Source organism: Pseudomonas rustica (assembly GCF_049959085.1).
GTDB classification, from domain to species: Bacteria; Pseudomonadota; Gammaproteobacteria; order Pseudomonadales; family Pseudomonadaceae; genus Aquipseudomonas; species Aquipseudomonas rustica.
Genome location: NZ_CP188200.1, coordinates 3,758,170 through 3,770,739, shown reverse-complemented (window position 1 = coordinate 3,770,739; position 12,570 = coordinate 3,758,170). Strand labels below are relative to the sequence as shown.

At 58.6% G+C, this 12,570-nt stretch carries 13 protein-coding genes; 7 read left to right on the top strand and 6 right to left on the bottom strand.

Going from position 1 to position 12,570, the window contains the following annotated elements; genetic code table 11:
- Positions 1-33: 33 nt before the first annotated feature.
- Positions 34-270, bottom strand: coding sequence for a hypothetical protein (locus tag ACP3TY_RS17050; protein WP_053118505.1), 237 nt, complete (start codon positions 268-270; stop codon positions 34-36).
- A gap of 158 nt (positions 271-428) precedes the next feature.
- On the opposite strand from ACP3TY_RS17050, the gene ACP3TY_RS17045 reads away from it, so the two are divergent.
- The 4 genes from ACP3TY_RS17045 to ACP3TY_RS17030 all read left to right on the top strand — a co-directional run bounded on the left by ACP3TY_RS17045 (position 429) and on the right by ACP3TY_RS17030 (position 4,138).
- The gene (locus ACP3TY_RS17045; protein ID WP_426618046.1) at positions 429-905 is read left to right on the top strand and encodes a PaaI family thioesterase; all 477 of its coding nucleotides are present in this window, start codon (positions 429-431) and stop codon (positions 903-905) included.
- A complete protein-coding gene (locus tag ACP3TY_RS17040) occupies positions 902-1,354 on the top strand; it encodes a PaaI family thioesterase (protein WP_053118509.1) in 453 nt (150 codons plus the stop codon). Before ACP3TY_RS17045 ends, ACP3TY_RS17040 begins: the two co-directional genes overlap by 4 nt.
- Positions 1,355-1,436: 82 nt before the next feature.
- Complete coding sequence (htpG, locus tag ACP3TY_RS17035) at positions 1,437-3,341, top strand: molecular chaperone HtpG (RefSeq protein ID WP_426618045.1); 1,905 nt, start codon at positions 1,437-1,439, stop codon at positions 3,339-3,341.
- A gap of 68 nt (positions 3,342-3,409) precedes the next feature.
- Complete coding sequence (locus tag ACP3TY_RS17030; protein WP_426618044.1) at positions 3,410-4,138, top strand: dienelactone hydrolase family protein; 729 nt, start codon at positions 3,410-3,412, stop codon at positions 4,136-4,138.
- Positions 4,139-4,222: 84 nt separating this feature from the next.
- On the opposite strand, the gene ACP3TY_RS17025 is transcribed toward ACP3TY_RS17030, so the two are convergent.
- Complete coding sequence (locus ACP3TY_RS17025) at positions 4,223-5,095, bottom strand: pirin family protein (protein WP_426618043.1); 873 nt, start codon at positions 5,093-5,095, stop codon at positions 4,223-4,225.
- Between the two features lie 61 nt (positions 5,096-5,156).
- Positions 5,157-5,573 (bottom strand): OsmC family protein, encoded by a 417-nt coding sequence (locus ACP3TY_RS17020; protein WP_426618042.1) that lies wholly within the window; start codon positions 5,571-5,573, stop codon positions 5,157-5,159.
- A 130-nt stretch (positions 5,574-5,703) separates the two neighbouring features.
- Here ACP3TY_RS17020 and ACP3TY_RS17015 point away from each other — a divergent pair, with 130 nt between their 5' ends.
- Together ACP3TY_RS17015 and ACP3TY_RS17010 are read left to right on the top strand one after the other, a co-directional pair.
- Positions 5,704-6,750, top strand: a complete 1,047-nt coding sequence (locus tag ACP3TY_RS17015) for an amidohydrolase family protein (protein ID WP_426618041.1) — start codon at positions 5,704-5,706, stop codon at positions 6,748-6,750.
- 138 nt (positions 6,751-6,888) lie between these two features.
- Positions 6,889-8,514 carry a methyl-accepting chemotaxis protein gene (locus ACP3TY_RS17010; RefSeq protein WP_426618040.1) on the top strand — a complete coding sequence of 542 codons (1,626 nt, stop codon included), beginning with the start codon at positions 6,889-6,891 and terminating at the stop codon, positions 8,512-8,514.
- Between the two features lie 167 nt (positions 8,515-8,681).
- Here the strand turns inward: ACP3TY_RS17010 and ACP3TY_RS17005 are convergent, their stop codons facing one another.
- Genes ACP3TY_RS17005 through purM form a run of 3 tightly spaced genes read right to left on the bottom strand, consistent with a single transcriptional unit; the run spans position 8,682 to position 11,112 of the window.
- Complete coding sequence (locus ACP3TY_RS17005) at positions 8,682-9,395, bottom strand: DUF3108 domain-containing protein (protein ID WP_053118524.1); 714 nt, start codon at positions 9,393-9,395, stop codon at positions 8,682-8,684.
- Positions 9,396-9,403: 8 nt separating this feature from the next.
- Entirely contained in the window at positions 9,404-10,054 is a 651-nt protein-coding gene (purN, locus tag ACP3TY_RS17000) for a phosphoribosylglycinamide formyltransferase (protein ID WP_053118526.1), read from the bottom strand.
- Positions 10,054-11,112, bottom strand: a complete 1,059-nt coding sequence (purM, locus tag ACP3TY_RS16995; RefSeq protein ID WP_053118528.1) for a phosphoribosylformylglycinamidine cyclo-ligase — start codon at positions 11,110-11,112, stop codon at positions 10,054-10,056. The genes purN and purM overlap by 1 nt, the downstream gene beginning before the upstream one ends.
- Before the next feature lie 374 nt (positions 11,113-11,486).
- Here purM and ACP3TY_RS16990 point away from each other — a divergent pair, with 374 nt between their 5' ends.
- Positions 11,487-12,545: a DUF2066 domain-containing protein gene (locus ACP3TY_RS16990; RefSeq protein WP_212550933.1), complete on the top strand. Its 1,059-nt coding sequence runs from the start codon at positions 11,487-11,489 to the stop codon at positions 12,543-12,545.
- Positions 12,546-12,570 lie beyond the last annotated feature (25 nt).

Genomic DNA, 12,570 nt, shown 5'->3' with positions numbered 1-12,570 from the left:
GGCGGGTTTCCTTTTTCAGCGGTAAAAAGCAGATTATTGCTTTTTAGCAGCTTCGTCTTGCGCGGCAGCGTTCGATTCAGCCTGAGCTTTGGCAGCTTCGGCGTTTTCTTTCGCAGCGTCGTTCACTTTATCCTGAGCTTTGTTCATGTCTTGCTGAGCTTGTTCAGCATGTTGGTTGGCATCTTGAGCTTTGTCCTCGGATTTTTTATCGCAGGCAGCGAGACCGAGGGAAGCGGTCAACATCAAGGCAATAGCAAAAGTCTTACGCATGGGGTGTTTCTCCTTATGGAAAATAACTACTGGCCTTAAGAGCTTTGCGCTACAGGTTAAGTTCCTCATTTGTTTCAGATATATAAGTTTGTTTTGCCACGGAACTTTTGGCCTGTTGGCTACTACTGGCCAATGGCTTTAACGAGAGTAATTATCATATGGCTGAAAACCCCGTTTTTGAGCGCGCGACGCGATTTCTTTCGGCGTTAAGACACTGTCAGGTACTGGGTTTGCGGGTACATGAAGCCTCCAGCGAAGGGCTTACGGTGATCCTGCCTTACAGCTCACGAATTGTCGGAAATCCGCAGACCGGCGTGATTCACGGCGGGGCAATCACCTCGTTGATGGACACCGCTTGCGGGATGTCGACATTGTGCGTGTTGCCGGAATTCGAAGTCTGCCCGACCCTCGATTTACGCATCGACTATATGCACGCCGCCGAACCGAACAAAGACGTCTATGGCTTCGCCCAGTGCTACCGGGTAACCACCGATGTGATCTTTGCACGCGGTTTCGCCTATCAGGACGATCCTGCACAACCCATCGCCCACGTCGTTGGCACCTTTATGCGCATGGGCAAGGGCCTCAAAGGCACCAAAGGCTTCGGCGGCGCGATCAAGGGAGCAGGGCAATGAGCGATGATCTGAAACAGCAGCTGCAACTCGCTCACGCTCAAGGTGATTACGCGCCACTGTTGAAACTGATTCCCTACGCGGGTTTGATCGGCGTCGAATGTTCGCGGGTCGGTGATGAACTGCTGTTCAAGCTGCCAGCGAACAAGGACAACATTGGTAACCCTTTACTGCCCGCGATCCACGGCGGCGTGATTGCCGGGTTCATGGAACTGGCTGCGGCGCTACACCTGTTGATCTTCACCGAAGCGCCGGGCGTGCCGAAGATTATCGATTTCTCCCTCGATTACCTGCGCGCCGGGCAATTTCGCGACACCTGGGCCAAATGTCAGGTGTGCCGGCAGGGGCGTCGCGTCGCCAACGTCGCAATCACGGCGTGGCAAAGCACCGAAGGCGAGCCGATTGCCACCGCTCGCGCGCACTTCAAAATTGATGAGCCCTTGAAATCCTGAACAGCGCCCCAAACTCACAAGACAACCCGCCGCCGACCATTTCGGGTCGCGGCCACTGCCATCTGATTGGAGTTTGATGACCATGAGTGTGGAAACTCAAAAGGAAACCCTGGGCTTCCAGACCGAGGTGAAGCAACTGCTGCACCTCATGATCCATTCGCTGTATTCCAACAAGGAAATTTTCCTTCGCGAATTGATCTCGAACGCCTCTGACGCTGTCGACAAGCTGCGCTTCGAAGCCCTGGCCAAGCCAGAGTTGCTCGAAGGTGGCGCTGATCTGAAAATCCGTGTGAGCTTCGACAAAGACGCCAAGACCGTCACCCTCGAAGACAACGGTATCGGCATGAACCGTGACGATGTGATCACCCACCTGGGTACCATCGCCAAATCCGGCACTGCCGATTTCATGAAAAACCTTTCCGGCGATCAGAAGAAGGATTCGCACCTGATCGGTCAGTTCGGTGTCGGTTTCTACTCCGCGTTCATCGTTGCCGACCAGGTTGACGTTTACTCCCGTCGCGCCGGCACTCCAGCCAGCGAAGGCGTGCACTGGTCGTCGAAAGGCGAGGGCGAGTTCGAAGTTGCGAACATCGACAAGCCAGGGCGCGGCACCCGTATCGTTCTGCACCTCAAAGCTGCTGAAGACGAATTCGCGGATGGCTGGCGTCTGCGCAACATCATCAAGAAGTACTCCGATCACATCGCGCTGCCAATCGAGCTGCCGAAAGAAGTGGCACCTGCTGAAGGTGAAGAAACACCAGCGGCCGAGTGGGAAACCGTCAACCGCGCCAGCGCCCTGTGGACTCGCCCTCGCACTGAAGTGAAGGACGAGGAATACCAGGAGTTCTACAAACACATCGCCCACGACTTTGAAAACCCGCTGGCCTGGAGCCACAACAAAGTCGAAGGCAAGCTCGAATACAGCTCGCTGCTGTACGTGCCGGCCCGCGCACCGTTCGACCTGTACCAGCGTGAAGCGCCGAAAGGCCTGAAGCTGTACGTGCAACGCGTGTTCGTCATGGATCAGGCCGAGTCCTTCCTGCCGCTGTACCTGCGCTTCATCAAAGGCGTGGTCGATTCCAACGACCTGTCGCTGAACGTGTCGCGTGAGATCCTGCAGAAAGACCCGATCATCGATTCGATGAAGACCGCGCTGACCAAGCGCGTGTTGGACATGCTGGAAAAACTGGCGAAAAACGAGCCTGAGCAATACAAAGGCTTTTGGAAGAACTTCGGTCAGGTCATGAAAGAAGGCCCGGCAGAAGACTTCGCCAACAAGGAAAAAATTGCCGGTCTGCTGCGTTTCGCATCGACCAACGGCGACGACGGCGAGCAGATCGTCGGTCTGGCCGACTACCTGGCCCGCGCCAAGGAAGGTCAGGACAAGATCTACTACCTCACCGGCGAAACCTACGCGCAGGTCAAGAACAGCCCGCACCTGGAGGTCTTCCGCAAGAAAGGCATCGAAGTGTTGCTGCTGACCGACCGCATCGACGAGTGGCTGATGAGCTACCTCAGCGAATTCGACGGCAAGACTTTTGTCGACGTGGCACGCGGTGACCTCGATCTGGGCAACCTGGACTCGGAAGAGGACAAGAAAGCTGCAGAAGAAGTCGCCAAGTCCAAAGAAGGTCTGGTTGAGCGTCTGAAAACCGCGCTGGGCGATTCCGTGGCGGAAGTCCGGGTTTCCCATCGTCTGACCGATTCGCCGGCTATTCTGGCCATCGGCGAACAGGATCTGGGTCTGCAAATGCGTCAGATCCTCGAAGCCAGCGGGCAGAAAGTGCCGGATTCGAAGCCGATCTTCGAATTCAACCCAAGCCACCCGCTGATCGAGAAACTCGACGGCGAGCAGAGCGAAGAGCGTTTTGGCGACCTGTCGCACATCCTCTTCGATCAGGCAGCCCTGGCTGCCGGCGACAGCTTGAAGGATCCGGCCGCTTATGTGCGCCGTCTGAACAAGCTGCTGGTTGAGCTGTCGGTTTAACCAAGTCGTAGAAAAACCCGCTTCGGCGGGTTTTTTCATTCTGGTGTTTAGCAAATCAGGAGTCAGAAATGAGCCAAGTCATAGTACGTTCCGTGGTCTATCAGATTGACGGCCAGCCTTATGAAGGTCGTCTGGCGTTCGACGCCGAGCACAAAGGCGCGCGTCCGGGTTTGTTGATGGCGCCGAACTGGATGGGCGTCAGCGCGGGCGCGGAAGAAATCGCCAAGTCGGTGGCGGCCAAGGGCTACGTGGTGTTGATTGCTGACGTCTATGGTCAGGCCGTGCGTCCACAGAACGCTGATCAGGCTGGCGCGGCGATGATGCCGTTGAAGGATGATCGCGCACTGCTGCGTACGCGGATGCAGGCGGCGTTCGAGCAGTTGCAGAAGCAGGGCGAAGCGGCGGTTGATACCTCGAAACTGGCGGTGTTCGGTTTCTGCTTTGGCGGTTGCTGTGCACTGGATCTGGCGCGCACCGGTGCGCCGGTGAAGGCTGCGGTGTCGTTCCATGGCACGATCGATTCGCCAAACCCGGCGGATGCGCAGAACATCAAGGGCTCGGTGCTGGTGTTGCACGGTGCTTCTGATCCATTGGTGCCGAAAGAGCAATTGCCGGCGTTTGAAGATGAGATGAACGCGGCGAATGTCGATTGGCAGTTGCTCAGCTACGGCGGTGCGGTGCACTCATTTACTGACCCGCATGCGAATGTGCCGGGCAAGATGATGTACGACGAGAAAACGGCCAAGCGCGCGTTCAAGTCGATGCATGATTTGCTGGATGAAGTGTTCAAAGGCTGATTTTTCAAGATCAAAAGATCGCAGCCTGCGGCAGCTCCTACACGCGATCAATGTAGGATCTGCCGCAGGCTGCGATCTTTTGCTTTATCGGCCTGCCGGCAATTCAATCCGCTCAACTTCCCCCGGCACCGTCGGCCAATCCCCGGCCGCCCATTTACGCCGTGCCTCATCGATCGCCGCCGGATCGCTTGCGACAAAATTCCAGTTGATCCGCCGAGGCCCGTCCAGTGGCGCGCCGCCAAACACCACGGCGTGCACATCACTCTCGGCAAACACACTCATCTCTTCCCCCGCCGGCAACACCACCAACGCATGCGGCTCAATTGCTTCGCCGTTCAACTGCGCATCACCACTCAACACATACACCGCCCGCTCTTCATGCTCGGTCGGTATCAGCAGGGTGGTCGCCGTTTGCATCTGCACTTCGGCATATAACGTAGGAGAAAGCACCGGCACCGGTGATTCCAGGCAAAAGCCTGACCCGGCAATCATGCGAATCTGCACGCCAAGGTTATTGCTGACCGGCAACGTCGCCGCCGGGTGATGGCTGTAATGCCCCGGGCCTTGTTCGTGATCCTTGGGTGAGGCCAGCCAGATCTGCAAGCCGTGCATCGTGAAGCTCTGTTCCCACAACGGCTCCGGCGTGCGTTCAACGTGGGCGATCGCGCTGCCGGCGGTCATCCAACTGACATCGCCGGCGCTGACCACCTGGTCGGAGCCGAGGCTGTCCTTGTGCTGGATCTGCCCCTGGAACAGGTAGGTGAGGGTCGACAGACCGATGTGCGGGTGCTGTCGGATGTTCATGCCTTTGCCCGTCGGATAAACCGTTTCGAGCATGTGGTCAAAAAACACGAATGGCCCGACGCTGCGGCATTTGGCTGACGGCAACGGGCGCAGAATCGGCTGGCCTTCGACGTCTTCGGCGCGCGGGCGGATGATCAGAGGTTGCGTGTCCATGGTGCATTCCAGGCTGAGCGGGTGATGCCGGAAGCATAACCCGCCGCTGGCATCAGGAGGGTTACTGGCTGTCGAAGCCTTGTGGTGCGTGGGTTTCGATGGTGACGTCGCTGGTGGTCATCAGCTTGTGAATCGGGCAGCGGTCGGCGACGCGCAGCAGTTCTTCACGCTGAGCATCGGTGAGCACGCCTTTGAGGGTGAGGGTGACGTGCAGGACGTATCTGCCTTTCTGCTCTTCGCTGTTGTCGCGTTTGACGTCGACGCCCACACCGGTCAGCGGGATGTCTTTCTTTTTTGCGTACATTTTCAGGGTCAGGGCTTTGCAGGCGCCCAGCGCGGCGTCGAAATAATCGTGCGGCTCTGGCGCCGTGCCTTCACCGCCGGCAGCTGCCGGGACGTCGGTGAACAATTCGAGATCATCGATTTTTACGGAGTGACGGAAACCTTCGGCAGAGACGGTATTGACGGTGATGGTCATGTGAACCTCGCTATCGGTGGGAAAATGTACTTCGATCAAAAAAGGATCTTGCAGTTATAGAGCATTGTCGCCGCTGAACGTTTCACTTTCCGGCTGGCTGAACCCCGGTGGCTGCGCTGGGGTCTAGTCTGTGCCTACCTGCCGGAGATTACTTGTGTCCTTGTTTCGTTTGAGTCTTGCCAGCCTGTTGCTGATTGCCGGTGCCGCCCATGCGCGGGATTACACCTACAGCGATGCGCACCTGCATTACGTGGATTTTTTCCAGGAAACCGCTGGCATGCCGAAGTTGCTGACAGCGATGAAAGACAATTCCGTCGAGCATGTGATGATTTCCGGCATTCCGGTGGCGAAGAAATGGCACGAAGATGAACCGAAACGTCCACGCTATTACGCCGGTGATGACGCCGATGCCTATTGGTACAGCGCCACTGATGTGATCGTCGCCGATGCCGTGCAAAAACTGCCTGCTGAGCAGCGGCCGTACTTTCATCCGTTCCTCTCCGGCTTCAATCCGAACGACAAGAACTCCGCCGCGCACATTCAGCGCATGCTCGATCTGTACCCGGGGCTGTGGCAGGGCATTGGCGAAGTGTTTACCCGTCATGATGACCTGACGGCGCTGACCTCCGGCGACACCCCGCGCGCCAACAATGAGGCGATGACCAAGATCTATCACCTGGCCGCCGAGAACGATTTGCCGGTAATGTTGCACTCGAACATCACCTCCAAGCGTGAGAAAAATCCGCTTTATCTGTCGGAAGTCGAAGAGCCGCTGCGCAACCACCCGCACACCCGGTTTATCTGGGCGCACGCCGGCACCAGCGCCGAGATTCATCGGCATCAGACACAGATGGATTTCTTGCTGCCAACGCTGACGCGCATGCTGGAGGCCTACCCGAATCTGTATATCGACCTGTCGTGGAGCATGCTCACCCCGTATCTGCTGGATGAGCAAGGCAAGCCGCGCAAGGAATGGCTGGCGCTGGTCGAGCGCTACCCTGAGCGCTTCATGCTGGGCTCGGACGTCGTAGGTCGATTCAACAAGCTGGGCAAGGAAATGCACAGCTTCAATCCGTTCCTCGACGCATTGCCTACAGAGGTCGCGCATAAAGTCGCGCGGGATAACTTCCTCGCGATCTTGCCGAAAACTTCGCCCAAGTCCGGTATTACTCGCTGAAACGTTATTGCCAAGCGTTCGAAGTATTAAGGCGTTTTGATATCACCATTTCGTCTTACGCAAATTCGCAAAGGGCCGATACCTTCTAAAGCAACCAGCTGCAGGGTTGATGCAGCGCTTTTGGAAGGAACCAGAGCAATGAGTATCCGTAGTCTCAATATTGCCCCGCGCGCCGGTCTGGGTTTTGGCCTGTTGGCGATGATGGTGTTTGCCCTTGGGGCGTTCGCCCTGCTGCAAATGGCGAACATGCGTGCGCAATCCGACGAGGTCGATAACAACTGGCTGCCCAGTGTGATGGCGGTCGGCGAGATGAGTCAGGACATGCTGCGCCTGCGTGCGCTGACCATGCGCCTGCTGCTCAATCGCGATCCGCAGGCGCTTGAGCAGAACGTCGCCAAGCTCAATCAGCTGCGCGGCGTGCTCAGCGAAGCCCAGCAAACTTATGACGTGCTGATTGTTCTGCCGGAGGAGCGCGCGTTGTTTGATCGCTTCAAGGTCACCGAACACAAATACCTGGAATATCAGGCGCAAGTCATGCAGCTGTCCGCGCAGAACCGCGTGGAAGAGGCGGCGAGCATTCTCAACGGCCAGATGAGCCCGTTGGCCGATGAAATCGCAGTCATTCTGCGTGAGCTGGTCGAGCTGAATAAGCACAACGCCAATCTCGCCACCGAGGCCGCTCGGCTGGTGTTCACCAATTCGCGGGTGTGGGTCGGGGTGATGATCGGCATTACCGCGCTGATCACCATCGGTCTCGCGGTGATGCTGACGCGCAGCATCGTGCTGCCGCTGGCGCAATCGCTTGGAGTGGCGGAAGTGGTCGCTGCTGGCGACCTGACCGGCGACATCACTATCAGCGGCAAGGATGAACCGGCGCGGCTGCTGCAAGCGTTGCAAAGCATGCAGCACAACTTGCGCGACACGATCCGGCGAATTTCCGAATCCTCCAGCCAACTCGCCTCGGCCTCGGAAGAGCTGAGCTGCGTCACGGAAGACGCTACGCGCGGGTTGCATCAGCAGAGTCTGGAAATCGAACAGGCGGCGACGGCGGTGAATCAGATGACGGCAGCGGTTGAGGAGGTTGCCAGCAATGCGGTGGCGACGTCCGAAGCTTCGCGTGAATCGGATCGCATTGCTCAGCATGGGCGTGAACAGGTGCAGCAGACCGTGTCGTCGATTGAGTTTCTCGCTGAAGACGTGACCAACAATGCCACGCAGGTCGAGAATCTGGCGGACAAGGTGCATGGCATCAGCAAGGTGCTGGACGTGATTCGCTCGATTGCCGAGCAGACCAATTTGCTCGCGCTGAACGCGGCGATTGAAGCAGCGCGGGCCGGTGATGCCGGGCGAGGGTTTGCGGTAGTGGCGGATGAAGTGCGCGCACTGGCGCATCGCACGCAGCAATCGACGCACGAGATCGAGCAGATGATCAGCGGGATTCAGCAGGGCACCGATTCGGCGGTTAATTCGATGCAGCAGAGTAATGTCCGGGCGCGTTCGACACTGGAGCTGGCGAAAGCTGCCGGAGTGGCGCTGGAGGAGATTGCCTCGGCGTTTACGCTGATCAACGAACGCAATCTGGTCATCGCCAGTGCGTCGGAGGAGCAGGCGGCGGTGGCGCGGGAGGTGGATCGTAATCTGATGAACATTCGCGATCTGGCGATGCAGACCTCGGCTGGGGCCAATCAGACGAGCGCGGCGAGTCAGGAGTTGTCGCGGTTGGCGGTGGATTTGAACAGCATGGTGGCGAAGTTTTCTGTCTGAAATTACCCCTGTAGGAGCTGTCGAGTGAAACGAGGCTGCGATCTTTTGATGTTGATTTTTTAAGATCAGGATCAAAAGATCGCAGCGTGCCGCAGCTCCTACAGAGGCGCAAGTTGCCAGCAAAAAAAAGCCCCGCATCTCGCGGGGCTCTTTCATCGTGCGTCGAATCAGCTGCCTTTAACGGCTTTGCCGTTGACCGTGCCGTCGAGGAGCATGATGTTGTACTCCTTGCCGTCGGTTTCAACCTGTTGCAGGCGAACCAGCAGGTAATCCCAATCCTTGGCGAACCACAGGACGGTGATGCGCTTGCTTTGTGTCGGATCGCGAACGCGCTCGACCTTGATCGCATCGATCTGGCCAGCCTTGGTTTCGACTTTCTCCGAACCCAGCACGCGGAAGTCGTAGGTATCGACCTCGCCATCATCAACCACCTGATAGCTCATGCTTTTCTTGCCGGCAGCCACGTCGTGCTGCAGCGCCAGTTGGTAGGTGGATTTGTCGACCATGCCACGGTTCAGCGGAATCTTCACGGCGTCGCCGCGATCAGTGCCGGTCACTAGTTTATTGGCCCAGTCGAAGTCCAGGTCAGCCTTTTTCGCTTTGCCCAGACCGCCACGTTCGAAGTGGTAGGACTGTGGCAGCAAGGTGTCCTTGTCCAGGGTCAGGGTGCTTTCTTCGCTCAGGCTGGCGATCATCATCGATGCCTTGAAGCTGAGTTTCCAGACGCCGTTGGCTTCCTTGGTCAGGCTGCGCGAGGCGGTGCCGCTCATCGGCAGCTGTTTCCAGTCGGCGGTGTAGCTGGCGGAGAACGGTTGAAGGTCTGCTGCCTGTGCGAAGGGCAGGGCAAACAAGGCGCAAGCGAGAAGCAGGGCGCGACGCATAAAATCTCCTAGTGTCGAATCAAGTGGCCGCTGGCCGCGAGTAACTGGCCATCCAGTAAAGCACCGTCCGTACCGAGGGCCAGCCGGCCTTCAGCAAACCAGCGTATGGCCATCGGGTAGATCAGGTGTTCCTGAACGTGTACCCGCTGCGCCAGACTCTGCGGCGAATCGTGCAACTCTACCGGTATTACTGCCTGTACGACCAGTGGTCCGCCATCGAGTTCCTCGGTGACGAAGTGCACGGAGCAGCCGTGCTCCGTGTCGCCGGCTTCCAGTGCGCGCTGATGAGTGTGTAACCCTTTGTATTTGGGTAGCAGCGACGGATGGATGTTGAGCAGGCGCCCTTGGTAATGGCGAACGAAATCAGCGCTGAGAATGCGCATGAAACCGGCCAGTACCACGAGTTTGGGTTGGAATTCGTCGATCAGTTTGATCAGTGCAGCATCGAAGGCCTCGCGACCTTCGAATGCCTTGTGATCCAGCGAGCGGGTAGCAATACCCGCGTCACTGGCGCGTTGCAGGCCGTACGCGTCGGCGCGGTTGGAAATCACCGCAGCGATGCGAACCGGGCTGTCGCCGGCTCGCGTGCTGTCGATCAAAGCCTGCAAGTTACTGCCGGTGCCGGACAACAGCACCACGACATCACAGGGTGCGGACATTAATGAGCCTTAAGGTTCTGCAGATCAACCTGAGCTGCGCCTTCGGCCGCAGCAGCGATCTGACCGATCACCCAAGGCTGCTCGCCAGCGTCACGCAGGGTGTTCAGGGCGACTTCAACGTGCTCCTGAGCCACGCAGATGACCATGCCGACGCCGCAGTTCAGCACGCGGTGCATCTCGGTTTCGTCAACGTTGCCTTGCTCTTGCAGCCAGTCGAACACGGCCGGGCGAGTCCAGCTGGCGACGTCAACAACAGCCTGAGCGCCTTTTGGCAGAACGCGCGGGATGTTGTCGAGCAGGCCGCCACCGGTGATGTGGGCCATGGCTTTGACGGCGCCGGTGTCTTTGATCAGCTTGAGCAGCGGCTTCACGTAGATGCGGGTCGGGGCCATCAGCAGGTCGGTCAGCGGTTTGCCGTCGAGCTGGATGTTTTCGATGTCAGCACCGGAGACTTCGATGATCTTGCGGATCAGCGAGTAGCCGTTCGAGTGCGGGCCGGACGATGGCAGCGCGATCAGCGCGTCACCGGTGGCGACTTTCGAACCGTCGATGATTTCAGCTTTTTCCACAACGCCGACGCAGAAGCCGGCCAGGTCGTAGTCTTCGCCTTCGTACATGCCTGGCATTTCAGCGGTTTCGCCGCCAACCAGCGAGCAACCCGACAGTTCGCAGCCAGCGCCGATGCCGGTCACCACTTGGGTCGCGGTCTCGACATTGAGTTTGCCGGTGGCGTAGTAGTCGAGGAAGAACAGTGGCTCAGCGCCGCACACCACCAAGTCGTTGACGCACATGGCAACCAGGTCGATGCCGATGCTGTCGTGCTTGTTCAGGTTCAGCGCCAGACGCAGCTTGGTGCCGACGCCGTCGGTGCCGGAAACCAGCACTGGCTGCTTGTAGCCGGCCGGGATTTCGCAGAGGGCGCCGAAACCGCCCAGGCCGCCCATGACTTCCGGGCGCGCAGTGCGCTTGGCGACGCTCTTGATGCGTTCGACCAATGCTTCACCGGCGTCGATGTCTACACCGGCGTCCTTGTAGCTCAGGGAGGGTTGCTTGCTCATGATCCAGGCCTTTAGGGGAGGGGATTCAGGGGTAACGACCGAGTTCAGCGGGAACATCGAAATCGAGGGGGCGAGTGCCTCACGCGAGTTTCGAGGGGCCCGGCTGTTGCCGGTCTGCGAAGGCGCGCGATTTTATCAGGCTTGAGGGGCAGCGGCCATCCTCGCACCGACGGGCAGGGCCATTATCTCGGGAAATTTTTTGCAATTAAGGCGTATCACTGCCTGTATAAGGTGTGGCAATTAACCGTCTATCGTTATCACTACGTAAAAACTTACCGCCGCCGTGTGAATGTTTTGCGAGGGTCAAGGGTCACAGCCTTGCTTAACCGGTTCACGCGGCCTGTTCCAGCCGCTCCTGTCGACGGGAATTTTCCATGCTTTTTCGTAAATTGTTGGTTGTGGGTTGTTTGTCTGTGGTCAGCCTGGCGAGTCATGCCGAAAACCTCAAAGGTCTCTATCAAGTCAGTCAGCCGGTCACCAGCCAGGCGCCGGAGGAGCGTGATCGCGCTACTCAGGCCGCACTGGATACGTTGGTGTTGCGCCTGACCGGTGACCCGAAAGCTGCGCAAAATCCCGGGCTGGCGGATATTCGCAAGAATCCGCAGCAGATCATCACTCAGTTCGGCTTCGACGCCGGGCCGCCGGAGGTGCTCAAGGTCAACTTCGATCCGAACGCCACCGAGCAGGCCTTGCGCCGCGCCGGGCTGTCGATGTGGGGCGCCAGTCGGCCGTCGATCCTGAGCTGGTGGCTGAACGAGTCAGCGGACGGCACGTATCTGGTGGGTGATGGTCAATCGACTGCCGGGCCATTGCGTGTGGCGGCTCAGCATCGTGGTTTGCCGCTGCGTTTGCCGTTGGCGGATCTGAGTGAACAACTGGTCGCGACTGCGCCGGCGCTGGAGGGTACGGATCCGGGGCCGTTGCGCGGGGTTTCCGAACGCTACAACGCAGATGCCTTGCTGGCCGTGCATGCGCGCGAAGAAGGCGGGCAGTGGCAGGCGAAATGGCATTTGTGGCTGGGTGAGCAGAAAGAGGCCGGCACTGTGCAGGGCGCCGATCAGGCTGCTGTGGCCGATGCGGTGATGCTGGCGGTGGCTGAGCGTCTGGCGCCACGTTTTGTTGCCAAACCGGGTGCGTCGGGGCAGCAGACTCTGGAAGTGCAAGGCATGAATCTTGAGCATTATGCGGCGCTGTTGCGGTTACTCGAACCGTTCGGCGTGCGTCTGCAGAGTGTTGATGGCGATCGCATCGTCTATCGGGTCAATGGCAGTGCCGACCAGATGCGCGCGCAGTTGTCGCTGGCGAAGTTGCAGGAATTGCCGGCCGAGGCGCCTGCACCGGTCGCGCCGCCGCAACCTGCGGTGGCAGGTGCGGCTCCGGTCGCGGCTCCGGCCCCGACACCGGCAGCACCGTCGTTACGGTTTCGCTGGTAAGTCTTTCCTTATATAGAAGCAGGAG